At 71.5% G+C, this 24,350-nt stretch carries 19 protein-coding genes; 11 read left to right on the top strand and 8 right to left on the bottom strand.

Annotated features, from left to right (window positions below; all coding sequences use genetic code 11):
- The first annotated feature begins 27 nt into the window (after positions 1-27).
- The 3 genes from AB0C66_RS00505 (at position 28) to AB0C66_RS00495 (ending at position 4,491) form a co-directional block, all read left to right on the top strand.
- A complete protein-coding gene (locus AB0C66_RS00505; protein ID WP_362431003.1) occupies positions 28-2,025 on the top strand; it encodes an APC family permease in 1,998 nt (665 codons plus the stop codon).
- A 141-nt stretch (positions 2,026-2,166) separates the two neighbouring features.
- Positions 2,167-3,312: an EamA family transporter RarD gene (rarD, locus tag AB0C66_RS00500; RefSeq protein WP_362431000.1), complete on the top strand. Its 1,146-nt coding sequence runs from the start codon at positions 2,167-2,169 to the stop codon at positions 3,310-3,312.
- Positions 3,313-3,474: 162 nt separating this feature from the next.
- Positions 3,475-4,491: a M28 family metallopeptidase gene (locus AB0C66_RS00495; protein WP_362430998.1), complete on the top strand. Its 1,017-nt coding sequence runs from the start codon at positions 3,475-3,477 to the stop codon at positions 4,489-4,491.
- A 46-nt stretch (positions 4,492-4,537) separates the two neighbouring features.
- On the opposite strand, the gene AB0C66_RS00490 is transcribed toward AB0C66_RS00495, so the two are convergent.
- From AB0C66_RS00490 to AB0C66_RS00465, 6 genes are all read right to left on the bottom strand, one after another.
- Complete coding sequence (locus AB0C66_RS00490) at positions 4,538-5,446, bottom strand: ABC transporter permease subunit (RefSeq protein ID WP_362430995.1); 909 nt, start codon at positions 5,444-5,446, stop codon at positions 4,538-4,540.
- Positions 5,433-6,380, bottom strand: a complete 948-nt coding sequence (locus AB0C66_RS00485) for an ABC transporter ATP-binding protein (protein WP_362430992.1) — start codon at positions 6,378-6,380, stop codon at positions 5,433-5,435. Before AB0C66_RS00485 ends, AB0C66_RS00490 begins: the two co-directional genes overlap by 14 nt.
- Positions 6,381-6,487: 107 nt before the next feature.
- A complete protein-coding gene (locus AB0C66_RS00480) occupies positions 6,488-7,741 on the bottom strand; it encodes a DUF2092 domain-containing protein (protein ID WP_362430990.1) in 1,254 nt (417 codons plus the stop codon).
- 309 nt (positions 7,742-8,050) lie between these two features.
- Positions 8,051-9,061 carry a polyprenyl synthetase family protein gene (locus AB0C66_RS00475; protein ID WP_362430988.1) on the bottom strand — a complete coding sequence of 337 codons (1,011 nt, stop codon included), beginning with the start codon at positions 9,059-9,061 and terminating at the stop codon, positions 8,051-8,053.
- A gap of 236 nt (positions 9,062-9,297) precedes the next feature.
- Positions 9,298-10,503 (bottom strand): FAD-dependent oxidoreductase, encoded by a 1,206-nt coding sequence (locus tag AB0C66_RS00470; protein ID WP_362430985.1) that lies wholly within the window; start codon positions 10,501-10,503, stop codon positions 9,298-9,300.
- Positions 10,504-10,522: 19 nt separating this feature from the next.
- A complete protein-coding gene (locus AB0C66_RS00465) occupies positions 10,523-11,767 on the bottom strand; it encodes an ATP-grasp domain-containing protein (RefSeq protein WP_362430983.1) in 1,245 nt (414 codons plus the stop codon).
- Between the two features lie 209 nt (positions 11,768-11,976).
- Between AB0C66_RS00465 and fahA the strand changes: the two genes are divergently transcribed.
- The 8 genes from fahA to AB0C66_RS00425 all read left to right on the top strand — a co-directional run bounded on the left by fahA (position 11,977) and on the right by AB0C66_RS00425 (position 20,926).
- Positions 11,977-13,245 carry a fumarylacetoacetase gene (gene fahA / locus AB0C66_RS00460; RefSeq protein ID WP_362430980.1) on the top strand — a complete coding sequence of 423 codons (1,269 nt, stop codon included), beginning with the start codon at positions 11,977-11,979 and terminating at the stop codon, positions 13,243-13,245.
- 49 nt (positions 13,246-13,294) lie between these two features.
- Entirely contained in the window at positions 13,295-13,795 is a 501-nt protein-coding gene (locus tag AB0C66_RS00455; protein ID WP_362430978.1) for a hypothetical protein, read from the top strand.
- A 244-nt stretch (positions 13,796-14,039) separates the two neighbouring features.
- Positions 14,040-14,822 carry a GntR family transcriptional regulator gene (locus AB0C66_RS00450; protein WP_362430976.1) on the top strand — a complete coding sequence of 261 codons (783 nt, stop codon included), beginning with the start codon at positions 14,040-14,042 and terminating at the stop codon, positions 14,820-14,822.
- Positions 14,823-14,867: 45 nt separating this feature from the next.
- On the top strand, positions 14,868-15,095 hold the full coding sequence (locus tag AB0C66_RS00445) for a ferredoxin family protein (RefSeq protein WP_362430974.1): 228 nt from the start codon (positions 14,868-14,870) through the stop codon (positions 15,093-15,095).
- An 11-nt stretch (positions 15,096-15,106) separates the two neighbouring features.
- A complete protein-coding gene (locus AB0C66_RS00440; protein WP_362430972.1) occupies positions 15,107-16,465 on the top strand; it encodes an ABC transporter substrate-binding protein in 1,359 nt (452 codons plus the stop codon).
- Positions 16,462-17,361 carry an ABC transporter permease gene (locus AB0C66_RS00435; protein ID WP_362430970.1) on the top strand — a complete coding sequence of 300 codons (900 nt, stop codon included), beginning with the start codon at positions 16,462-16,464 and terminating at the stop codon, positions 17,359-17,361. The genes AB0C66_RS00440 and AB0C66_RS00435 overlap by 4 nt, the downstream gene beginning before the upstream one ends.
- On the top strand, positions 17,358-18,149 hold the full coding sequence (locus AB0C66_RS00430; RefSeq protein ID WP_362430967.1) for an ABC transporter ATP-binding protein: 792 nt from the start codon (positions 17,358-17,360) through the stop codon (positions 18,147-18,149). The genes AB0C66_RS00435 and AB0C66_RS00430 overlap by 4 nt, the downstream gene beginning before the upstream one ends.
- 38 nt (positions 18,150-18,187) lie before the next feature.
- On the top strand, positions 18,188-20,926 hold the full coding sequence (locus AB0C66_RS00425; RefSeq protein ID WP_362433256.1) for a fumarate reductase/succinate dehydrogenase flavoprotein subunit: 2,739 nt from the start codon (positions 18,188-18,190) through the stop codon (positions 20,924-20,926).
- A gap of 126 nt (positions 20,927-21,052) precedes the next feature.
- On the opposite strand, the gene nuoN is transcribed toward AB0C66_RS00425, so the two are convergent.
- Together nuoN and AB0C66_RS00415 are read right to left on the bottom strand one after the other, a co-directional pair.
- The gene (gene nuoN, locus AB0C66_RS00420; protein ID WP_362430965.1) at positions 21,053-22,705 is read right to left on the bottom strand and encodes an NADH-quinone oxidoreductase subunit NuoN; all 1,653 of its coding nucleotides are present in this window, start codon (positions 22,703-22,705) and stop codon (positions 21,053-21,055) included.
- On the bottom strand, positions 22,702-24,348 hold the full coding sequence (locus AB0C66_RS00415) for an NADH-quinone oxidoreductase subunit M (RefSeq protein ID WP_362430962.1): 1,647 nt from the start codon (positions 24,346-24,348) through the stop codon (positions 22,702-22,704). The genes nuoN and AB0C66_RS00415 overlap by 4 nt, the downstream gene beginning before the upstream one ends.
- Positions 24,349-24,350 lie beyond the last annotated feature (2 nt).

Below are 24,350 nucleotides of genomic sequence, written 5' to 3'. Positions count from 1 at the left end.
GGGCCGGGCAGCCGCTCTGATGACCCCATGTCCGACACCGCCGCCCCGCTCCAGCCGCCCGACCGCCTCGGCTACCGCGTCAAGCGGCGTCTGCTCGGCCCGCCCCTGGTCACCGAGCGCATCCGGCGCGAGAAGCTGCGCAATCCGGTCGCCCTCAGCGTCCTCGCCTCGGACTGCATCTCCTCCACCGCCTACGGCAGCGAGGAGATGCTGCGGGTGCTGGTGCCCGTCATCGGGGTCGCGGCGTTCACCCTGATCCTGCCGGTCACCGGGGCGATCCTGCTGGTACTGCTGCTGCTGACGCTCTGCTACAGCGATGTGGTGACGATCTACACCCGCGCGGGCGGTTCGTACATCGTCGCCCGGGAGAACTTCGGCCCCGACGTCGCGCAGATCGCCTCGGTCGCGCTGCTCGTCGACTACATCGTCACCGTCGCCGTCCAGGTCTCCGCCGGTACCAACGCGATCATCTCCTTCGCCCATCTGCTGGGCGACACCTGGACCGGGCTCGACCATCTCCAACTGCCGCTCAGCGCCCTGGTGATCGTGTTCCTGGCCTACGGCAATCTGCGCGGACTGCGCGAGGCGGGACGGGTTTTCGCGGTCCCCGCCTATCTGTTCATGCTCGCCGTCGGGCTGATGCTGGTGGTCGGGGTGGTCCGCGGGCTCACCGGCCAGCTGCCGCACGCCGATGTGCACGCCGCGGGCGCGGTGCCGCTCGGCGAGTCCGGCGACGGACTGCTCTACGGCGCCTCCCTCTTCATCGTGCTGCGCTCCTTCGCCAACGGCGGCTCCTCGCTCACCGGTCTGGAGGCCATCTCCAACGGCGTCTCCGTCTTCCGGGAACCGCAGGGCCGCAACGCCCGCCGCACGCTGGTCGCGATGAGCTGCGTCCTGGGCACGCTGGTGCTGGGCGTCTCCGCGATGGCCCACTTCACCCATGCCATCCCCTACCGGGACGGCACGCCGACCGTGCTCGCCCAGGAGGCCCATCTGATCTTCGGTGACGGGGTGCCGGGCGCGCTGGGGCTGGCCTTCGTCCAGCTCGCCACCGCCTTCATCCTCTACACCGGCGCCAACACCCCGTTCACCGGCTTCCCCTTCCTGGCCAGCTTTGTCGCCGAGGACCGCTTTCTGCCCCGGCAGCTCACCCGGCGCGGCCACCGGCTGGCGTTCTCCAACGGGATCATCTCGCTGGCCGTGGTGGCGCTCGCGCTGCTGGTGGTCACGGACGCCAATGTGGACCGGCTGGTGGCGCTGTACGCGATCGGGGTGTTCACCGCGTTCACCATGGCCGGGGCCGGGCTGACCGCGTATCACCTGCGGCGCAGGGAGCGGGGCCGCACCTGGAAGATCGCGGTCAACCTCACCACCGCGGTGGTCTCCGCGGCGGTGGTGCTGATCTTCGCGGTCACCAAGTTCACCGAGGGCGCCTGGCTGGTGGTGGTGGTCTTCCCGCTCGGGGTCTGGGCGCTGATCCGGATCAACCGCGAGTACCGCGCGGAGGCGGCGGCCCTGGAGGAGGTCCCGAGCCTCGGCGACGACACCTCACGCTGGCGCCGGCACGTGGTGTACGTACTGGCGGACAGCATCGACCTCGCGACGGTCGAGGCGCTGCGCTACGCCCATGAGCTGCGGCCCGACGAGGTGCGGGCGCTGCACATCATGGTCGACGAGGCCCATGCCCGCAGGCTGATGGCCCGGTGGGAGCGGACCCCCGGGGTGACCGTGGCGCTGGAGGTGGTGGAGTGCCCGGACCGGCGGCTGCGCCATACGGTCATGGAGCTGGCGGCCCGTACCACCGAGGACGGCCGCACCGCGCTGACCCTGCTGGTCCCGCGGCGCACCTACTCCTCGTCGCTGGGCAAGCTGCTGCACCGGGGGACGGCGGAGGCGCTGGCGAAGGCGCTGGAACACCTTCCGGGGGTGGCGGTGACGATCCTGCCGTTCGACGTCGGCCGGGCGGTGCGGACGATGGGGTGGCGCAGGAAGGGACGGCGGGGCCGGCGTGACCGCTCCGGCTGAGCCCTGCCTTCACCTGCCGTCGCCTCTCGTCGCCTGCCTTCACGTGTCATCACCGTATCCGTGAGACGGGAATGACAGGTCCCGTTCCGGGCGCTACCTTCGTGACGTCAGCAGGGACGTCCCACAGGCCGGGCAGGGGTTATGAAGCCGCAGCAACAGGATCGCGCGGGACTCCTCTACGGCTTCGCCGCGTACGGCATGTGGGGGCTGGTACCACTCTTCTGGCCGCTGCTGGAGCCCGCGAACGCGATGGAGATCCTCGCCCACCGGATGGTGTGGTCGCTGGCGGCCGTCGGGCTGATCCTGCTCGCGCTGCGCCGCTGGGCCTGGATCCGGCCGCTGCTGCGGCAGCCCCGGCGGCTGGGCCTGATCGCGATCGCCGCGAGCGTCATCTCGGTCAACTGGGGCCTGTACATCTGGGGCGTCAACAGCGGACATGTCGTCGAGACCGCCCTCGGCTACTTCATCAACCCCCTGGTCAGCATCGCCTTCGGAGTGCTGCTGCTGCGGGAGCGGCTGCGTCCCGCGCAGTGGGCGGCGGTCGGCGTCGGGACGCTGGCCGTGGTGGTGCTCTCCCTCGGCTACGGCAAGCTGCCCTGGATCGCGCTCACCCTCGCCTTCTCCTTCGCCACCTACGGTCTGGTGAAGAAGCGGATCGGGCTGGGCGGACTGGAGTCGCTGGCCGCCGAGACCGCCGTCCAGTTCCTGCCCGCCCTCGGCTTCCTGATGTTCCTCGGGGCGCGCGGCGACAACACCTTCGGCAGCGGGGGCGCGGGCCACTCGGCGCTGCTGGCGAGCTGCGGTGTGATCACCGCGCTGCCGCTGATCTGCTTCGGGGCCTCCGCGGTACGGCTGCCGCTGTCGACGATCGGGATGCTCCAGTACATCGCGCCCATCTTCCAGTTCACCCTGGGGCTGGTGGTCTTCCATGAGTCGATGCCGCCCGAGCGATGGGCGGGCTTCTCCCTGGTCTGGCTGGCGCTCACCCTGCTGACCTGGGACGCGCTGCATACCGCACACCGGGCGCGGCGGGAGCTCGCGGACGCCGCGGCACGGGCCCGGACATCCGCCGGGGTCGCGGACGCGGATCCCAGTTCTGATTCCGGTTCGGGTTCCGGTGTCGAGGGGGTGCCGGTGGCCGTCGTGGAGGCCGCCGCAGGGGTGGTGCCCGATGTCATTCCGGGCGCCGGGCCCGAGACCGCCTCCGACGCCGTAGCGGAGAGCGCCCCGGACACCGCCCCGGACACCGCCCCCGAGAGGCGCGACGGATCGATATCCGGCGGCTGATGTCCGGTTCCCGCTCTTGACGCGGAGTCAGCGCCACCCGGACCATCAGCCGCATCACCACCGCATCGCCGGTTCACCGCTCCATCGCCCCCCACGGGCACGTGCCATCACCACAGCGCCACGTCATTCCGTCCTGTCCTCGTTCGGAATTCGGAGCCCCCCATGTCCTCATCGGCAGATCGGCACTCCCTCACGTCCCGAAGATCCTGGCTGCGCCGCGCCTCGACGGCCGCGGCCGTCGGCACCGCGATCGCCGCCCTGGTCGGGGCCGCGCCCGCGGCCACACCGGGCGGCACCGCCACCGCGGCCACCCGTCCCGCGGCGCCCGGCAGCGCCCTGGCCGCACCGGATATCCCGGTGGCCAATGTGAAGGCCCACCTCGGCCAGCTCCAGTCCATCGCCACCGCCAACGGCGGCAACCGCGCCCATGGCCGCCCCGGTTACAAGGCGTCCATCGACTACATCAAGGCCAAGCTGGACGCCGCCGGATTCACCACCACCGTGCAGCAGTTCAGCTACTTCGGCACCACCGGCTACAACCTCATCGCCGACTGGCCCGGCGGTGACACCGGCAATGTGGTGTTCGCCGGGGCCCATCTGGACTCCGTCTCCGCGGGGCCCGGTATCAACGACAACGGCTCGGGCTCCGCCGCCATCCTGGAGACCGCGCTCACCGTCGCCCGCACCGGGGCACAGCCCACCAAACATCTGCGGTTCGGCTGGTGGGGCGCCGAGGAGATGGGGATGGTCGGCTCCCGGAACTACGTCAACCGGCTGTCCACCGCCGACCGCGCGAAGATCGACGCCTATCTCAACTTCGACATGATCGGCTCGCCCAACCCGGGCTACTTCGTCTACGACGACGACCCGGCCATCGAGTCGGTCTTCAAGCAGTACTTCAGCGGCCAGAACATCGCCACCGAGCCCGAGACCGAGGGCGACGGCCGCTCGGACCACGCCTCGTTCAAGGACGTGGGCGTGCCCGTGGGCGGGCTGTTCAGCGGCGCCGACTACCGCAAGACGGCGGCCCAGGCCCAGAAGTGGGGCGGCACGTCGGGGCAGCCGTTCGACCGCTGCTACCACCGCTCCTGTGACACCACCAGCAACATCAACGACACCGCGCTGGACCGCAACAGCGATGCCATCGCCTACGCGATCTGGACCCTGAGCGGCGCCTGACCCTCCGCTCCGGTCCCTGTACCGCGCCGTGTTCGGCCCGGTCGGCTCAGGCCGTGATGTCCTTCGCGGTGAACCGGGCCCAGGCCGCCGAGCCGAACACGGCCGCGTACAGCCCCTGCAACCCCAGATTCTTGACCAGGTCGTCCCAGTAGACCGGGTCCCGGAGCAGATCCGCGAAGCTCAGCCAGTAGTGGGGGAAGAGATACGGGTGGATCGTGTGCAGCTGCGGGATGGTGTCCAGGATCTGCGTGGTGATCACCAGCCCCACGGTCGTGGCCATCGCCGCCACTCCGCTGTTGGTGAGGGTGGAGATGAACACGCCCAGCGTCGCGACCCCCACCAGTGACAGCGCCACGACCGCCGCCACGCCCAGCGCCCGCACCAGCCCGTCACCGAAGGAGACGGTGGTACCGGAGATCAGGGTGAAATCCCCGAGCGGGAAGAGCAGCGCCCCGGTCGCCAGTCCGGTCACGGCCACCGCCAGGGTCGCCGCCAGGCAGAAGGCCAGCACGGTGGTGAACTTGGCCAGCAGCAGCCGGGCCCGGCCCGCGGGCGCCACCAGCAGATAGCGCAGTGTGCCCGAGCTCGCCTCGCCCGCGATCGAGTCACCGGCGATCACACCGATCGCCATCGGCAGGAAGACGGGCAGCGTCGCCGCCAGCGCGGCGAAGACCAGGAAGATCCCGTTGTTGGTGATCTGGGAGAAGAACGCCGGGGCCTCGCCCTCGCCCCCGCCGCCCCCGCCACCCTGACCGATCCCGCCGCCGTCGCTGGTCTCGATCTTCACCGCGATGCCGATGAGGACCGGGACGGCCGCGAGCACCCCGAGCAGGGCCACGGTCCGCCAGCGCCGGAAGGTGGTGGTCAGCTCGCTGCGGAAGAGGGCCAGCGTCCACAACGGACTCGGCCGCCGTGCCGCCGGTGCCTCCGGCGTTCCGGCGTCAGCCCGCGACATCGAATCCCTCCCCGGTCAGCGCCACGAAGGCGTCCTCCAGCGAGGCGCGCTCGGTGCCGAAGGCCCGGACCCGCACCCCTTCGCGTACCAAGGCGGCGTTGAGATCCGCCAGTTCCAGCGGCGTCTGGGGCAGCTCACCGACGATCCGCTCGTCGAGCACCACCAGATCCGTCACCCCGTACTCCTTCAGGACGCGGACCGCGTCCGCCGGATCGGGGGTGGTGACCGACAGCCGGCCGCGGCTGCTGGCGGCCAGCTCGGCCACGGTGCCCTGGGTGATCAGCTTGCCCTGGGCCATGACGGCCGCATGGGTGCAGACCTGCTCGATCTCGTCGAGCAGATGGGAGGAGAGGAAGACCGTGGTGCCCTCCGCCGCCAGCTCCCGCACCAGACTGCGGATCTCGCGCATCCCCTGCGGATCGAGACCGTTGGTCGGCTCGTCCAGGACCAGCAGCTCACGCGGCTGGAGCAGGGCGGCGGCCAGGCCGAGGCGCTGCTTCATCCCGAGCGAGTAGGCGCGCGCCTTCTTCCCGGCCGCCGCGCCGAGCCCCACCCGGTCCAGGGCGGAGGCGACGCGGGCGGGGCGGGTACGCGGATCGGCGGTGGGGTCGGCGGCGTCGTAGCGCAGCAGATTGTCCCGGCCGGTCAGATAGGCGTAGAGGGCGGGGCCCTCGATGAGGGCCCCGACCCTGGGCAGCACGGTCCGGGCGGCGCGCGGCATGGGCTCGCCGAGCAGCCGGGCCGCCCCGGAGGTGGGCTCGATCAGCCCCATGAGCATGCGGATGGTCGTCGTCTTCCCCGAGCCGTTGGGCCCGAGGAAGCCGAAGACACTGCCGCGCGGCACGGTCAGATCGAGCCCGTCGACGGCGAGCTGACCGCCCCGGTAACGCTTGGTGAGCCCGCGGGTCTCGACCGCGGCCCCGGTTTCCTCCACGGGCTCCCCTTCGCCATACCGCTGTGGTGCGTACTGCTGTGTGGTGCGTACCGGTGTGGTGCATACCGGTATGTGGTGCTTACCGCCGGTTCAGTCGGCCGTGCGGCTCACTTGGCCTTGTTGGCGGCGGCGACCAGGGCGTCCTTGTCGACAGCGCCGACGAAGACCTTGCCGTCGTCGGTGAGCAGCGCGTTCACCAGGCGGGTGCTGAAGACATGGCCGGAGCCGAAGTCGCCCGTGACCTTCTTGCCGAGGCCGTCGAGGAAGGCCCCACCCTCCTTGCCCGCTCCACCGTCACCCTTGCCGGGGGCCGCGGGGGTGGTGCCGCGGGGGCCGTCGAGCCTGGCGATGCTGTCCCAGCCCTCGCCGGTCACCTTCAGGCCGGACAGGGCGTCCCGCGCGTTCTTGCCCTGCTTGCCGTGCATACCGTCCTGGGCGCCGCGCCGGTTGTCGCTCTCCTCGGTCACCTTGGCGCCCTTGGGCGGGGTGAAGTCGAAGGTGCCCGCCCCGGGCTTGGCGAAGTCGACCTTGGTGAAGGCCGCGTCGACCACGGCCTTGCCGCCGCTCTTGGGGGTGAGGGTGAACTTCAGCGGGGTGCCGTTGTCCGCGTCCACCGCGATCCGCACCGAGCCGACCGTGGTCTCGTCCGACTTCGGCTTGATCAGCAGTTCATAGGCGTCCCGTCCGGCGACCCGGGTGGTGCCGTCGACCGAGACGTCCGTGGTGTCGTCCACGGAGGCGAGCGCCTGCTTGGCGAACTCCTGCGGGGTGACCTCCTTGAGGTCCTTCGGCAGCTCGCGGCGGTGGTCCTCCTTGGCTCCGGCGCCCTTCGGGGCGGTGGAGTGGAGGACGGCGTTGGACTTGCTGTCGTACGCCCACGTCTCGTCGCCGTTGTGGATCAGGCTGTACTCGGCGGCGTTCTCGATGATCGAGACCCGCTGGCGCTCCGGGCCGTCCGCGGCCACCCGCAGGGTGTGCGAACCGGAGGCCAGCTCCATCAGCTTGGACTCGGGCGCGGCCGAGGAGCCGTCGCCGCCGTCCCCGCCCGGTCCGCCGCCGAGGTCCGAGAAGGAGGCGCCGCCGGGCAGCGAGGGCAGTCCGAAGTCGGTGGTGATCTTCACCGAGCCGGACAGCCGCTCGGTGTCCGAGGCGGCCATCTTGCTGATGAGCTGCTCCGCCGAGATCTTCGGCAGATCGGGGTCACCGCTGCTGGCAAGCGCCGGGACCAGCCCGATCGTGGCCGCGGCTATACCCGCGACCCCGACCGGAACGGCGTACCGCGCGGCCTTCGTACGTCGTGTCGGGCGCTCCTCGTCCCAGAAGCCATCGTCCGCGACCTGTGTCGGTCGGATCCGTGCCATGTGTGCTCTACCTCCGTCGTGGGCGGCGGTTGTCAGCCTGCACTCGTCCACCTCTCGGGCCATTGTCGCCCGTTCCCGCCCTGTGGTGGTGGTTTCATCCCACCAAATCGACCGCCTCGAGGCGTCAGCCCGAGGGATCAAGTGCACTCTCATGCTCGGGTATGACAACCGGCGCCGCGCGGGTGAGCCCGTACTTCCACGGGAGACCCCGGGGCATACGGAGCCCCTAGGGGAAGCCCGCCGCTTGGGGGACGCCACCGCCAGGAGGAGGCCGCCGCCGGGGAGAGGCCACGGCGCATCGGGGCGGGGTCAGCCCGCGCGGTGCACCACCGCGTCGCACAGCCCCTCGAGGGCGGCCTTCGCCGGGCCCGCGGGCAGCGGTGCCAGCATCGAACGGGCCTCCGCCGCATAGCGGAGGGTGTCCCGGCGGGCCTCCTCCAGCGCCGGGTGGGCGCGCAGCCGCCGCAGGACCTCGGCGTGACGGGCGTCGTCGGTGAGATCTCCGGCGAGCAGCTCGCACAGCTCGCGGTCCTCGGCCGACCCACTGGCCGCCGCCCGGGCCCGCAGCCGCAGCACGGGGAGGGTGGCGATGCCCTCGCGCAGATCGGTGCCGGGGGTCTTGCCCGACTCATGGCTGTCGCTGGCGATGTCCAGGACGTCATCGGCCAGCTGGAAGGCCATGCCCAGCCGCTCGCCGTACTGGGTCAGGATGTTGACGATCGACTCGTCGGCGCCGGACATCATCGCGCCGAACCGTCCGGAGACGGCGATCAGTGAGCCGGTCTTGCCCGCCAGCACATCCAGATAGTGCTCGATCGGGTCCTGGCCGTCGCGCGGTCCGGCGGTCTCCAGGATCTGGCCGGTCACCAGCCGCTCGAACGCCTCGGCCTGGATCCGGACCGCCTCCGGGCCGAGGTCGGCCAGGATGTGCGAGGCCCGGGCGAAGAGGAAGTCGCCGGTGAGGACCGCCACCGAGTTGCCCCAGCGGGCGTTGGCGCTGGACACCCCGCGCCGCACCTCGGCCTCGTCCATCACATCGTCGTGGTAGAGCGTCGCCAGATGGGTCAGCTCGACGACCACGGCGGAAGGCACCACTCCGGGTGCGTGCGGATCGCCGAACTGCGCGGCGAGCAGCACCACCAGCGGACGGAACCGCTTCCCGCCGGCCCGCACCAGATGCTGTGCGGCCTCGGTGATGAAGGGCACATCACTCTTGGTGGCCTCCAACAGGCCCTCTTCGACAGCCGTCAGCCCGGCTTGGGTGTCGGCTTCCAGAGTCTGGTCCCGCACGCTCAGCCCAAGGGGCCCGATGACGCTCACGGGGTACTCCTGTCTGCCTACGATCACGCGGAATGTCGATGTGTCGCTGCCTTCACCAACAGGCAGCGTATCCGGTCGGGTATCGATCACTGTGGGCGGCTTCCCGCCTCGTGCGCCTCACAGCGTCCATGCCCCTGAGCGACCGGCATCCCCTCGCGGTACCTCGATCACCAGCAGATCATTCCTCCCACGCCCCGGCCGTTCGCCGAACGGCCGGGGAACGGGCCCTCCTCGCCTCATCCGTGGGCGGCCGCCACCGCCTTCGCCAGCCGCGGCGACGCGTATGCGGTGCCGCAGACGAACCGCATCACCGGGCCGAAACTCGCCGCCGCGGGCAGCCCGGTGAAGTACAGCCCCGGCACCGAGGAGCGGTAACCCGCGTCCAGCCAGGGTCCCCCGGCGGAGGTGACCACCTCGGCCCGCAGCTCGGGGCCGAGGAAGCCCAGCGCGGCCAGGTCCATCCGGTAGCCGGTGGCCGCCATGACATGGTCCGCGGCCAGCTCGCCGACCCGGCCACCCGCACCGCGCAGCGAGAGCACCGGCCGCCCGTCGCCGTCCACCTCCGCCCGGTGGATGTGCTGCCCCTGGGTGACCCGCACCCGGCCGGCGAACCGGTCCCGCAGCCACCAGGCGCCCTTGGGCCCCAGCACCCTGCGGACCAGGTACTCCCGGGCGGACGCGGGCAGCTTGCGGAACCCCACCGCGTGGTACGAGAGCGCGTACAGCGACCAGGCGCGGCCGAAGGGCGATTCGGGCCGCAGCCGCGGCTGGCGGTCCGGCGGGGCGCCGAAGCCGACCGCGCGGGCCCCGCGGGCCACCACCCGCACCTCGGCGGCGCCCGCCTCCGCCAGCAGTACCGCGCTCTCCAGGGCGGACTGTCCGGCGCCGACGACCACCACCCGCTGTCCCTCGAACCGCCCGAGGTCATGGTGGAGGGAGCTGTGCGAGACCGGGCCCGCGGCGGAGGGGCCGTCGGGCACGGCGGCGGCGAGCGGACGCGGCAGATGGGCCAGCCCGCTCAGCCCGCTGGCGACCACGACGGCACGGGCGGTGAACTGCTCCCCCGAGTCCAGCTTGAGCTCGAACCGGCCGCCCCGCCGGTCGACGGAGACCACCCGCACCTGCTCCAGGTCCGGCACCAGCCGCCGCTGGAACCAGAGTCCATAGGCCGAGAAGGTCTCGACCGGCACGATGTCCCAGTCGGACTCATACCGTCTGCCGCCCGTCGCCCGGCAGTAGTCGAACAGGGAGTGCCCCGGCTGCGGGGCGTCGATATGGGACGCCGCCGGTGTGGACTTGAGCAGCATGCCCGCGGGCATCTGCTCGCGCCAGCTCACCATCGGCGACCCGAAGACGCGGACCGGCAGACCGCGGGCGCGTAAGTGGGCGGCGGTCGACAGACCGTACGGACCGGCCCCGATGACTGCTACCGGATCGTTCACAAAACCCCTCCCCAAGGCGTTACCTGTTCTTGGCGCGCCACTGCTGGTACAGCTGAGCCGCGCCGGGCCGCACGGAGCGGGCCAGCATGGTGAAGAACGGCCGCATATCGTCGCGGGCGGCCCAGGCCAGCTCGGTACCGCTGGGTCTGGCCGGTGCGTGCGGTGTGGTGTAACCGCCCCGGCGGTACGCGAGCAGTGCGGGCAGGTCGATGTTCTCCACCAGGAAGCGCCGGTCGCCGATCTGCTCCGCCTCGGGCACCTCACGCCCGGTCAGATCCAGATGCTGGGCCCGGACGACATCGATCCCCGCCCGGTTCTCGAAGAGCCGGAACTGCGCTCCCATCCGCGGGTTGAAGTCCAGCAGCTTGTACCGGCCGTCGCGCCGGTCGAAGCGCCAGTCCAGATCGATGATGCCGCTGAACCCGATCCGCTTGATGAACTGGGCCGCCATCCGGGCCAGCTCCTTGTTGTCCACCACATACGCACATGCCGTCATGCCCGCGTGCGGCGGCCAGGACCGCACCTTGACCCCGGTGAACAGCGCCAGCGGAGTGCTCCGGGCGTCCACATAGCCGTGGACGATCCAGTCCTCGGCGTGCTCGCGCGGCAGATACTCCTGGAGCACCACCCCGGGGCGCGGCCCCCACTCCGGCGCCAGCGCCAGCAGCTCCCGCGGCCCCTCGATCCGGGTGGTGCCGCCCACCGCGGGCTTCATCCGCCGCTCGAACGCCTCCCGGTTCTTGGCGACCACGGGGAACCGGGCGTGCACCGCGAACGCCTTGATGTCGGCGAGCGAATCGGGGAACGCGGCCTCCGGTGTGGGCACCCCGTGCTTGACGCACAGCTCGTGCAGCCCCTGCTTACTGGCCAGCCGCCGGGGCAGCCCGGGCTCCGCCCGGGGGAAGAGGAACCGGCCGTCCGCCGCGAGCACATCCGCGTGCTCGGCGATCAGCACCGCCGCCTCCTCGTCCGTGGGCAGCAGCACCGCCGGACGGCCGATCGCCCGCCCGATCCGCAGCAGCCCCTCCACCAGCCGCTCCGGCCGCTCCCTGCCGGTGGTCGGCCAGACGAAGGCCCGGGTGAGATAGCGCGAGAGCGCGGCCGGGGTCCAACGGTCCTCGGTCACCGCGTACATGGGGATGCCCAGACGGCCCAGGGACCGGATGGCGCCGACGCCCCCATGGTGCAGTGGATAGCCGCCGATCTTCACGATCAGTCCGGGTACGGAACGGTCCAGCGCATACGGCACGGCAGTGCTCGTCACGAGCCCCCCTCGGTCACCTCAGCGCAGTGGCCCCCCCACTGTGTGTGACCTGATGAAGGACGCTACTTCGGAATTGCCGCCCCCAGCAAGGACTATCCGGACATTGCCATCTCTTTAGGCTCCACCCGTCGCCCCCTCCTCTCATGTCCCGCGAGCCGTAGGGTGTGGCCTGGCCACCACGGTGACGAGGAGAAGGCGAGGCAGCATCCATGCCGCAGCGAAGCCCGCTCGATCTGCCCGAAGGAGACCCCTTCGGGCCGCACAATCTCCCCTATGGCGTCTTCACCACACCGCATGCGCCGCATCTGCGCAGGATCGGTGTGCGCTACGGGAGCCATGTGCTGGACGCGGGAGCAGCGGCGGCCGCCACCGCCTCGCCACACGCCGAACTGCTGGGCGCCGCCACGCTCAACCCGCTGATGGCCGCGGGCCGCCCGGTCTGGCAGGCGGTCCGCGCCGAGGTGCTCGACTGGCTGACCAACCCGGCACACCGGCCGACCATCGAACCCCTGATGCACCCCCTCACCACCCTCGCCCTCCACCTCCCGATCGAGGTGGCCGACTACGTCGACTTCTATGCGAGCGAGCACCACGCCGCCAACGTGGGGCGGATGTTCCGCCCGGACGGCGACGCGCTCACCCCCAACTGGAAGCATCTGCCGATCGGCTACCACGGCCGGGCCGGCACGGTCCTGGTCTCCGGCACCCCGGTCGTACGCCCCCAGGGCCAGCATCTGCCGCCCGCGGACTCCTCCTCGTCCCATACGTCCTCCCCCGCTCCGGCTCCCGGCCCCGCTCCGGTCTTCGGCCCCTCCCTCCGCCTCGACTTCGAAGCGGAGGTGGCCTTCGTCGTCGGCGCCCCTTCCCCTTTGAATACACCGGTGCCGCTCTCCGGGTTCCATGACCACGTCTTCGGCCTCTGTCTGCTCAACGACTGGTCCGCCCGCGACATCCAGAGCTGGGAGTACCGCCCCCTCGGCCCCTTCCTCGGCAAGTCCTTCGCCACCTCCCTCGCCGCCTGGATCACCCCGCTGGACGCCCTGGCCCCGGCCCGTACCGCCCCGCCCGCCCGCGATGTCCCGCTGCTGCCCTACCTCGACGACTCCGCCGCCGAACCGTTCGGCTTCGACCTGCGGATCGAGGTCGCCGTCAACGGCCACACCATCTCCCGCCCGCCGTTCTCCGCCATGTACTGGACCGCCGCCCAGCAACTGGCCCATATGACCGTGAACGGCGCCTCGCTGCGCACCGGTGACGTCTTCGCCTCCGGCACGGTCAGCGGTCCGCGCCCCACCGAGCGCGGCTGTCTGCTCGAACTCACCTGGTCCGGACGGGATCCGGTGCGTGTCGCGGACAGCACCCGCACCTTCCTGGAGGACGGTGACGAGGTGACGCTCACCGCCTGGGCACCCGGCCCGCACGGCGCCCGCATCGGTCTGGGCGAGGTGACCGGCCATGTCGTCCCGGCGACGCCCTGAACGGCTGCTACGTTGTCGTGCCCCTGCCCTAACAATCGAGGAGAAGTGCGTGATCAAGGCAGCGAGCCTCGCCGGAACGGTGGTCGCGGCCGCCCTGTTGCTGACGGCCTGTGGCAGCGACAGCGACGATGGCAAGAAGGACACCTCCAAGGACACCCCGTCGGCCTCGCAGTCCAGCGCCCCGGCGGAGGGGGGCGCGGGTGCCGAGCTGACCGGCGCCTACGTCGCCAAGAGCGGCAACGAGGCGCTGGTGCTGTCCATCAGCGGTGAGAAGGCGGCCCTGGTCGCGGGCAAGCACACCTGCTCCGGTGAGTACACCGACACCGGCGAGAAGAAGCTGATGCTCAAGTGCAGTGACGGCAACGCCGACCGCACCATGGGCACCGTGGCCCCGAGCAACGACGGCAAGACGCTCACCGTCGACTGGGACGCGCTCTCGGAGAACGACACCTTCACCAAGACGGCGTCCCCGAAGGACATCCCGTCCGACATCCCCACGTCGCTGCCCTCCGGTCTGCCGACCGGTATGCCCGACCTGCCCGACAACTGAACCTCCACGACAGCTGAACCTCGGCGACAGCTGACGCGAAGGAATCCGAGCCCCCCGGCGAATGCGCCGGGGGGCTCGTCGCGTAGTGGCAGATCTTGCCGTCAGTGGGAACGAAACCGCAGGTCGGGGCGGTGTCAAAGCCACCGTCAAGTGGCGCAACACTGTGGCAACACCATCGCGCCGACCCCCTCGGTATGGTCCGGACACAACCCGCCGCCCACCCAGCTCACCCCGGAGCCGGCCGATGCCAGCCGAACGCACCCGCGACCGCAGCCGCGAGCACGCCCCGCCGGTCGCCGCCGCGCGCCGCCGCCGGCTCCGCGCCGACCGGGCGCGACAGCTCGCCGATCTGCTCCGCCACCAGGTCCTCACCGGCGGCTTCCCCCAGGGCGTACTGCCGCTGGAGGACGCGCTCGGCGCGGACTACGGCGCTTCTCGTAACACCGTGCGCCAGGCGCTCGACCTGCTGCGCGCCGAACGCCTGGTGGAGCGGTCGCCCGGGGTGGGCACGGTGGTCGTGGCGGAGAAGTACCGGCATGGCCTCGACCGGCTGATGGGACTGGCCGAGACCCTGCATGAGCACGGCCGGGTCACCAACGAGGTACGGACGGTCGGGCCCGTGCCCGCGCCCTCCTGTGTCGCCGGCCGACTGCGCGTCGCCGCCCGCGCCGATGTCCTCTATATCGAGCGGCTGCGGCGGCTGGGCGGACTTCCGCTCTCCCTCGACCTCACCTATATCCCGATGGACATCGGCGCCGAACTCCTCGGCGCCGACCTGGAGAACACCGATGTCTTCCGGCTGATCGAGAAGATCACCGGACAGGATCTGGGCACCGCCGAGATCACCCTCGAGGCCGTCAACGCCGACGCGCACTCCGCCGCCGTCCTTCAGGCACCGCGCGGTGCCGCCGTCCTGATGACGGAACGTCTCACCCATCTGTCCGACGGCCGCCCCGTGGACCTGGAGTTCATCCGGTTCCGTGGCGACCGCATCACCATGAGCGGCCAACTGCGCCGCACCGGCTGACGCCCTCATACACACCCGCTCCGAACGCCCTCCCTGGAGACAGCCATGCCTCTCGCGCCCCAGCGTGCCGACGTGCCCGTGACGATCGACGAGTCGAAGTGCATCGACGGCTGCACCCTCTGCGTGGACATGTGTCCCCTCGACTCCCTCGCGATCCACCCCGACAGCGGTAAGGCGTTCATGCACGTGGACGAGTGCTGGTACTGCGGTCCGTGCGCCGCCCGCTGTCCCACCGGCGCGGTCACGGTCAACATGCCCTATCTCCTGAGGTGAAAGGCTCCCCGATGCGGCGCACCACCCTCCCGGCTGCCCTCGCCACCGGCGCACTGCTGCTGTCCCTCACCGGCTGCGGCGGCGGCGCGGAGGCGGACGGCAAGACCGTGACCGTCACCGTCGGCTACCAGTCCAAGACCATCAACACCGTGACCGCGGGCACCCTGCTGCGCGCGCTCGGCTCCTTCGAACGCGAACTGCGCGCCCTCGGCCGCCGCGACGGCCACACCTACAAGGTGAAGTGGCAGGACTACGCCACCGGAGCGCCGATCACGGCGCAGATGGTGGCCGGAAAGGTCGACATCGGCTCGATGGGCGACTTCCCGCTCCTGATCAACTCCGGCCGCGGTCAGCAGCTGAACGCCCCGACCCGGCTGGTCTCCGTCACCGGCTACAACCCGCGCGGCGGACTCAACACCCTCGTCACCCGCCCCGGTTCCGATCTCCGCGACCTGTCCGACCTGCGCGGCAAGCAAGTCTCCACCAGTGTGGGCTCGGCCGCCGACGGCACCCTCGTACGCGCCCTCCAGCGCGCCGGCATCGACCCCGAGGACGGTGTCCGCAAGCTCAACCAGCAGCCCGCCGTGGGCGCTTCCGCCCTCGAGGCGGGCAGTGTGGACGCCCTCTCGCAGTTCGTGGCCTGGCCGGGACTGCTGGCCTTCCAGGGCAAGGCGAAGGCCCTGTACGACGGGGCGCGGCTGAACCTCCCCACCTTCCACGGCGTCACCACCCGCGACGCCTTCGCCCGGCAGCGCCCGGCCGTCGTCCAGGCGTTCCTCGCCGCCCAGCTCGACGCGACCCGCTATCTGCGCGAGCACCCGTTGCCCGCCGCCCAGAAGGTCGCGAAGGCCACCGGGCTGCCGCCGGAGGTGGTCTACCTCTACAACGGCGACGGCGGGATCGCCACCTTCGACCCGACGCTGAAACCCCGGCTGATAGCGGCCCTCAAGAAGGACGTCCCGGTGCTGCGCGCGGCCGAACTGGTCGGCCCGGTGGACGTGAACTCCTTTGTTGACGACCGCTATCTCAAACGGGCGTACGGAAGCACGGGCGCCTATACGAAGGCGCTGCGCGCCACACCCCCCGCCCCGACCAGCCAGCTCTGGCTGAAGGGCGAGAACCGGACCCGGAGTTTCCGCACCCCCGACGAGCTGCTGCGCTTCGCGCGCACCCACCGCGACCGGATCCGGGCCGGATACGTACCCGATGCCGCCACCGGCACCCTCTGGTACGCGGACCGGGCCGTCTGGGTCGAGGACGGCTCCCGACTGCGCGCCTTCGTCACCCCGGCCAACGCCCGCACCTGGAAGGCGTCCCACCCCGGCGCCCGCACGGTCTCCTACGCCACGGCCCTGAAGGAGTCGGGATGAGCCCGTCCACGACCCCGCTGCGGCCCCCGTCCTCCCCCGCACGCCCCGCCCCCGCCGCACCGCGTCCGCGCCGCCGTCCCTGGCCCCGCTACGCCCTGCGCGCCGGGTCACTGCTGGCCGCCCTCGGCCTGTGGCAGCTGCTCACCTCGCGGGACATCAACCTCTGGCTGCGCTTCGCGCAGTTCCCGACCGCGACCGAGGTGGCCCGGGAGTTCTCCGACCGGCTCGGCACCGACGCCTACTGGCAGGACCTCACCGACAGCCTCACCCGCATCCTCACCGGGTTCGCGCTGGCCGCGGCCCTGGGGGTGGCCGTCGGCACCGCCATCGCCCGCTCCCGCCTGGTGTCCGACCTGCTGAGCCCGGTCCTCGAAGTGCTGCGCCCGATCCCCGCCATCGCGCTGGTCCCGGTGGCCATCCTGATGTTTCCCAGCAATGAGCAGGGGATCGTCTTCATCACCTTCACCGCCGCCTTCTTCCCGGTGCTGGTCAGCACCCGGCACGCGGTCCGCGCGCTCAGTCCGGTCTGGGAGGAGGCGGTGCTGACCATGGGCGGCGGCCGGTGGCGCGTCCTGGGCTCCGTGGTGCTGCCGGGCGCGCTGCCCGGCATCCTCGGCGGGCTCTCCGTCGGTATCGGCGTCTCATGGATCTGTGTGATCTCCGCCGAGATGATCTCCGGTGCGTATGGCGTCGGTTACCGCACCTGGCAGGACTACACGATCGTCGACTATCCGGGCGTCTTCGTCGGCATGACCACCATCGGCCTGCTCGGCTGGCTCACCTCCACCGCGGTCGAGCTGGCCGGACGGCGGCTGACCCGGTGGCTGCCGCGTACCGGGGCCGCGGAACCGGCGGCGCCCCGTCCCCGGCGCCGCAAGGAAGCAGGCACCCCGTGACCACACCCCGCCTCGCCACCACCCCCGCCCCGCCCGGCGACCGCGCCGCACCTCCGGGCCTCCGGCTGCGTCTGGAGGACGCCACGCTCGGCCGCCCCGGCGCGGCCGTCCTCCACGGCCTCGACCTGGACGTGGCACCCGGTGAACTCCTCACCGTGGTCGGCCCGTCCGGCTGCGGCAAGTCCACCCTGCTGCGCACCCTGGCCGGGCTGCTGCCACCGCTCGGCGGACGGGTCACCCAGGACGGCGCGCCCGTCACCCGGCCGCACGCCGACCGGGCGCTGGTCTTCCAGGAGGACGCCCTGCTCCCCTGGCGCACCGTGCGCGCCAATGTCGAACTCCCGCTCGCCGTAAGGGGCGTACCGCTGGCCCGGCGCCGCGCCCTCGCCGGGGAGTGGCTGGAGCGGGTCGGGCTCGGCGGCCATCTGACGCGGTACCCGCACCAGGTCTCCGGAGGGCAGCGGCAGCGCGTACAGCTCGCCCGCGCGCTCGTCGGCGAGCCGCGCGCGGTCCTCATGGACGAACCGTTCGGGGCGCTCGACGCACAGACCCGGGCCGGTATGCGGACGCTGCTGGTCGAGGTGTTGCGCGGGACCCGCGCCACCGTCGTCTTCGTCACCCATGACGTGGACGAGGCCCTGTTCCTCGGTGACCGCGTCGCCCTGCTCGGCGGTGCGGCGGACTCCGGCCGGGTGCTGGACGTACCGCATCCGCGGGAGCACACCGCCCATGACGCCGCCGCGACCGTGGCGCTGCGCCGCCAGGTCCTCGAATCCCTCGGTATGTGAAAGGCCCGGCCATGGACACCACGGAAGTCACGGAAGCCATGGAGACCATGGAGGTCCCCGCGCCCGACACGGTCGAGGAGCTGTCCTGCGACGTCCTCGTCATCGGCGGCGGCACCGCCGGCACCATGGCGGCGCTCACCGCCGCCGAAAACGGTGCCTCGGTCCTCCTTCTGGAAAAGGCGCACGTCCGGCACTCCGGCGCGCTCGCCATGGGCATGGACGGTGTCAACAACGCGGTCGTCCCCGGCCGGGCCGAACCCGACGACTACGTCGCCGAGATCACCCGCGCCAACGACGGCATCGTCGACCAGTCCACCGTCCGCCAGACCGCGACCCGCGGCTTCGCCATGGTCCAGCGGCTGGAGCGGTACGGCGTGAAGTTCGAGAAGGACGAGCACGGCGCCTACGCGGTCCGCCAGGTGCACCGCTCCGGCTCGTACGTCCTGCCGATGCCCGAGGGGAAGGACGTCAAGAAGGTCCTCTACCGGCAGCTGCGCCGCCGCGAGATGCGGGAACGGATCCGCATCGAGAACCGCGTCATGCCGGTGCGGGTCCTCACCTCCGGCGGCCGGGCCGTGGGCGCCGCCGGATTCCACACCCGCACCGGTCGGTTCGTCGCCGTCCGGGCCGGGGCCGTCATCCTCGCCACCGGCGCCTGCGGCCGACTCGGCCTGCCCGCCAGCGGCTATCTCTACGGCACCTACGAGAACCCCACCAACGCGGGCGACGGCTACGCCATGGCGTATCACGCGGGTGCGGAGCTCACCGGGATCGAATGCTTCCAGATCAATCCGCTGATCAAGGACTACAACGGTCCGGCCTGCGCCTATGTCGCCAATCCGTTCGGCGGCTACCAGGTCAACCGGCACGGTGAGCGCTTCGTCGACTCCGACTACTGGTCGGGCCAGATGATGGCCGAGTTCGCGGCGGAGGTGACGAGCGAGCGCGGTCCGGTCTATCTGAAGCTCAGCCATCTCCCCGAGGAGTCCGTGGCGGCGCTGGAGTCCATCCTGCACTCCACCGAACGCCCCACCCGCGCCACCTTCCACGCGGGCCGCGGCCAGGACTACCGCACCCACGACGTGGAGATGCACATCTCCGAGATCGGGCTGTGCGGCGGCCATTCGGCCTCCGGGGTACGGGTGGACGAGCACGCCCGCACCACGGTCCCCGGGCTGTACGCCGCCGGTGACCTGGCCTGCGTACCGCACAACTACATGATCGGGGCCTTTGTCTTCGGCGATCTGGCGGGCGCCGACGCCTCCCGGCACCGCCGTTACGAGGGCGAACTGCCGCGCGACCAGCTCGCCGACGCCCATGAGCTGATCTACGCGCCGCTGAAGAACCCCGACGGCCCGCCGCAGCCCCAGGTCGAGTACAAGCTGCGTCGCATGGTGAACGACTATGTCGCCCCGCCCAAGAGCGGCGCCCGGCTCTCCCTCGCCGTCGAGGCGTTCGAGCGGATGCGCCGGGATATCGCCGCGATGGGCGCCCGCACCCCGCATGAGCTGATGCGCTGCGCCGAGGTGAGTTTCATCCGCGACTGCGCCGAGATGGCCGCCCGCTCCTCGCTCGCCAGGACCGAGAGCCGGTGGGGCCTGTACCACGAGCGCACCGACCATCCGCTCCGCGACGACACGGCCTGGCTGCACCATCTGGATCTGCGCAAGTCGGCGTCGGGGGCGATGGAGTTCACCGCCCGGCCCGTGGCGCCCTACCTCGTCCCGGTGGCGGAATACGCCCCGGTCGGCGGGGCGTCACGGCGGATCGGCGAGGTGCACCCGGAGCAGGTCGCCACGGCCGGACCGCGCGACACCGCGCCGAGTGGGGCGGAGCGGGCGCCCGGCACCTCCGCCGAGGGGCCCGGGACCTCCGCCACCGCCTCCCCGCGCATCCTCGAACTCCTCGCCCTCGCCGAGGAGCAGCCGGAGCTGTCCGCCCTCCGGCCCTATCTGGCCGACCCCGATCCGGCGGTCCGCCGGTCCGCCGTCGCCACGCTCACCGAGACCGCGCCGCCGGGCACCGGTCCGGCGCTCGCGGCGGCGCTGGCCGACCCCGACGCCGGGGTACGGGCCGGAGCCGCCGCCTCGCTGCGCGAGCTGGTGGAGGTGCTGCCGCCCGAACCGGAGCTGCGCGAGCCGCTGGTCCACGCCCTGGAGGTGGCCGATCCGGCGGTGCGCGCGGCGGCGCTCGACGTGCTGCGCGCGCTGCGTCTCGGCGAAGCGCCGCTGTTCACCCGGGCGTTGACGGACTCCGTGACCGAGGTGCGCCTCCAGGCCGTACGGGCCCTGGTCTCCGTCGACGCCCTCGACGCGCTGGCACCCGCCGCCGCCGACGCCTCCCGTGAGATACGGGTCGCGGCGGCGGGTGCGCTGGCGACGCTGGCCGCCGCCGAAGGCCGTGCCGCCGAGGCACGTGAGCTGCTGGCTCCGCTGCTGCGCGACCGGGACACGCACGTACGGGCCGCCGCTCTGGCGGCGCTGGCGGCGGCCGGTTGCCCGCCACCGCTCGACGCCGAGGCGGTCGCGGCGCTGGACGACCCCGCGTGGCAGGTGCGCAAGGGTGCGGCGACGGCACTGACCGCCGCCGGGCCGGGGCTCGGCATCCCGGCGCTGGCGGGTGCCCTGGCCGATCCGCACGCCGACGTCCGCAAGGCGGCGGTGCTGGCCCTGCTCCCCCTGGCCGCACACGAATCCGCCGCCCGGGAGGCCCTGTCCACGGTCCACTCGGACCCGGACGCCGATGTCCGCGCCTACGCGGCGAAGGCCAGCGCCTAGCGGGGCGCCCTGGCCGGGGTTCAGGGGCGGGGCCCCTGGTACGGGAAGGGGCGGGAGGGGAAAGCAACGCCGCCCCGGCCGGCACCGTGGCGGTGGTCCGGCCGGGGCGGGGCCCCGAAGGGGTGGTCAGCGCACGAACACCCCGGCCTGACCCGCCAGATCGAGGAAGTACTGCGGCGCGACCCCGAGCACCAGCGTGACCGCGACACCGATGGCGATCGCCGACGAGGTCAGCGCGCTCGGCACGGCGACCGAGGGACCGTCGGTACGGGGTTCGCTGAAGAACATCAGCACGATCACCCGGATGTAGAAGAACGCCGCGATGGCCGACGAGATCACACCGACGACCACCAGCGCACCCGCGCCGCCGTCGGCCGCCGCCTTGAAGACGGCGAACTTCCCGGCGAAGCCGCTGGTCAGCGGGATACCGGCGAAGGCCAGCAGAAAGACCGCGAAGACGGCGGCCACCAGGGGCGAACGGCGCCCGAGCCCGGCCCACTTGGACAGGTGGGTGGCCTCACCGCCCGCGTCCCGCACCAGGGTGACCACCGCGAAGGCGCCCAGCGTCACGAAGGAGTACGCGGCCAGATAGAAGAGGACCGAGGAGATGCCCTCGGGCGTGGTGGCGATGACACCGGCGAGGATGAACCCCGCGTGGGCGATCGACGAGTACGCCAGCAGCCGCTTCACATCGGTCTGGGTGACCGCGACGATGGCACCGCCCAGCATGGTGACGATCGCGACGCCCCACATCACCGGCCGCCAGTCCCAGCGCAGCCCGGGCAGCACGACATACAGCAGCCGCAGCAGCGCGCCGAACGCCGCCACCTTGGTGGCCGCCGCCATGAAGCCGGTGACCGGGGTCGGGGCGCCCTGGTAGACGTCCGGGGTCCACATATGGAACGGCACGGCGCCGATCTTGAACAGCAGCCCCATCAGCACCATGGCACCGCCGATGAGCAGCAGCGCGTCATTGCCCATGGTCCCGGCGAGCGCCGGGGTGACATTCCGGACCTGGCCGTCGACCACATCCGCGATGCCCGCGTAGCCGACGGTGCCCGCGTAGCCGTAGAGCAGGGCGATGCCGAACAGCAGGAACGCGGAGGAGAAGGCGCCGAGCAGGAAGTACTTGACGGCGGATTCCTGGGAGAGCATGCGGTGGCGCCGGGCGAGCGCGCACAGCACGTACAGCGGCAGGGAGAAGACCTCCAGTGCCACGAACAGGGTCAGCAGGTCATTGGCGGACGGGAAGACCAGCATGCCGCCGACCGCGAAGAGCACCAGCGGAAAGACCTCGGTGGTGGTGAACCCGGCCTTCACGGCGGCCTTTTCGGCGTCACCGCCGGGCACCGCCGCCGCCTGCGCGGCGAAGGAGTCGACGTGGTTGCCGTGCACCACCGGGTCGAGCCGCCGCTCGGCGAAGGTGAACACCGAGACCAGCGCCACCAGCAGGATGGTGCCCTGGAGGAAGAGCGCGGGGCCGTCGATCGCGATGGCACCCATGGCCGCCACATGGGCCTTGCCGGTGCCGTAGTCCCCGGCGGCCAGCCCGACGACCGCGGCGAACGCGGCGGCCAGGGTGACGACGGAGAGGAACAGCTGCGCGCCGTAGCGCTGGCGGCGCGGCAGGAACGCCTCGACCAGCACACCGAGGATCGCCCCGCCGAGCACGATCAGTGTCGGGGACAGCTGGCCGTACTCGATATGCGGCGCGGGGATCTTGTCGGGCGCCGCCGCCGCTGTTGTCCACAGGCTGTGGACAGGGGCCGCGTGGGTCACTTGGCACCTCCGGAAGCACCGTCGTGCATCGGGCTGTAGCTGAACCAGCCCGCGTCAACGGGGTGGTCGGGCTTGGGGTCCTTCTTGTCCACCACCGACAGCGTGTGGTCGACCGACGGATTGACGATGTCGGCCAGCGGTTTGGGATAGACGCCGAGGAAGATCAGCAGCGCGATGAGCGGGGCGACCACCAGCAGCTCGCGCGCCTTGAGGTCGGGCATCCCGCGCACCTCGGCCTTCACCGGGCCGGTCATGGTGCGCTGGTAGAGCACCAGGACGTAGAGCGCGGCGAGCACGATGCCGACGGTGGCGATGACGCCGAGCACCGGATAGCGGCTGAACGTGCCGACCAGGACCAGGAATTCGCTGATGAACGGGGCGAGCCCGGGCAGCGACAGGGTGGCCAGACCGCCGATCAGGAAGGTGCCCGCGAGCACCGGGGCGACCTTCTGCACCCCGCCGTAGTCGGCGATGAGCCGTGAACCGCGGCGGGTGATCAGGAACCCGGCCACCAGCATCAGCGCGGCGGTCGAGATCCCGTGGTTGACCATATAGAGGGTGGCTCCGCTCTGGCCCTGGGTGGTCATGGCGAAGATGCCCAGGATGATGAAGCCGAAGTGGGAGATCGAGGCATAGGCGATCAGCCGCTTGATGTCCCGCTGGCCGACCGCGAGCAGCGCGCCGTAGATGATGCTGATCAGCGCCAGCACCAGGATCACCGGGGTGGCCCACTTGCTGGCCTCGGGGAAGAGCTGGAGGCAGAAGCGGAGCATCGCGAAGGTGCCGACCTTGTCGACGACCGCGGTGATCAGTACGGCGACCGGGGCGGTGGACTCCCCCATCGCGTTGGGCAGCCAGGTGTGCAGCGGCCACAGCGGCGCCTTCACCGCGAAGGCGAAGAAGAAGCCGAGGAACAGCCACCGTTCGGTGCTGGTCGCGATGGAGAGATCGCCGTGGGCCCGCGCCTCGATGATCTGCTGGAGCGAGAAGGTGCCGGTGCCCAGGTCATCGGCGGTGACCGCGTACAGACCGACCACCGCGGCCAGCATGATCAGACCGCCGGCCAGGTTGTAGAGCAGGAACTTGACCGCGGCGTAACTGCGCTGGGTGGCCGTCTCCTCCTCGGACCGCTCGCCGGCCCGGTCCCCGAAGCCGCCGATGAGGAAGTACATCGGGATGAGCATGGCTTCGAAGAAGATGTAGAAGAGGAAGACGTCGGTGGCCTCGAAGGAGATCACCACCATCGCCTCGACCATCAGGATCAGCGCGAAGAAGCCCTGGGTGGGCCGCCAGCGGCGGTTGGGCCGCTCTCCTTCCAGCGGATCGGCGTCATGCCAGCCCGCCAGGATGACGAACGGGACGAGCACCGCGGTGAGGGCGATCAGGACCACCGCGATCCCGTCCACGCCCAGTTCGTAGCGGACCCCGAAGTCGGCGATCCAGGCCCGGGATTCGGTGAGCTGGAAGCGGCTGCCCCCGGGGTCGAAACGGACCAGCACGATCGCCGCGAGGGCGAGCGTGACCAGCGAGAAGGCCAGCGCCACCCACTTGGCGGCGGCGCGCTTGGCGGCGGGCACGGCGGCGGTGGCGATGGCGCCGAGCGCGGGCACCGCGGCCGTGACCGTCAGCAGAGGAAAGGACATGA

The organism is Streptomyces sp. NPDC048636 (assembly GCF_040650655.1).
In the GTDB taxonomy this organism is placed as follows: Bacteria; Actinomycetota; Actinomycetes; order Streptomycetales; family Streptomycetaceae; genus Streptomyces.
This window is presented reverse-complemented; position numbering and strand designations above follow the sequence as displayed.

Coding starts and splice junctions, on each gene's coding strand:
- AB0C66_RS00505 (WP_362431003.1), top strand. CDS start 28: ATGTCCGACACCGCCGCCCCGCTCCAGCCGCCCGACCGCCTCGGCTAC.
- rarD (WP_362431000.1), top strand. CDS start 2,167: ATGAAGCCGCAGCAACAGGATCGCGCGGGACTCCTCTACGGCTTCGCC.
- AB0C66_RS00495 (WP_362430998.1), top strand. CDS start 3,475: ATGTCCTCATCGGCAGATCGGCACTCCCTCACGTCCCGAAGATCCTGG.
- AB0C66_RS00490 (WP_362430995.1), bottom strand. CDS start 5,446: ATGTCGCGGGCTGACGCCGGAACGCCGGAGGCACCGGCGGCACGGCGG.
- AB0C66_RS00480 (WP_362430990.1), bottom strand. CDS start 7,741: ATGGCACGGATCCGACCGACACAGGTCGCGGACGATGGCTTCTGGGAC.
- fahA (WP_362430980.1), top strand. CDS start 11,977: ATGCCGCAGCGAAGCCCGCTCGATCTGCCCGAAGGAGACCCCTTCGGG.
- AB0C66_RS00450 (WP_362430976.1), top strand. CDS start 14,040: ATGCCAGCCGAACGCACCCGCGACCGCAGCCGCGAGCACGCCCCGCCG.
- AB0C66_RS00445 (WP_362430974.1), top strand. CDS start 14,868: ATGCCTCTCGCGCCCCAGCGTGCCGACGTGCCCGTGACGATCGACGAG.
- AB0C66_RS00440 (WP_362430972.1), top strand. CDS start 15,107: ATGCGGCGCACCACCCTCCCGGCTGCCCTCGCCACCGGCGCACTGCTG.
- AB0C66_RS00435 (WP_362430970.1), top strand. CDS start 16,462: ATGAGCCCGTCCACGACCCCGCTGCGGCCCCCGTCCTCCCCCGCACGC.
- AB0C66_RS00425 (WP_362433256.1), top strand. CDS start 18,188: ATGGAGACCATGGAGGTCCCCGCGCCCGACACGGTCGAGGAGCTGTCC.
- AB0C66_RS00415 (WP_362430962.1), bottom strand. CDS start 24,348: ATGTCCTTTCCTCTGCTGACGGTCACGGCCGCGGTGCCCGCGCTCGGC.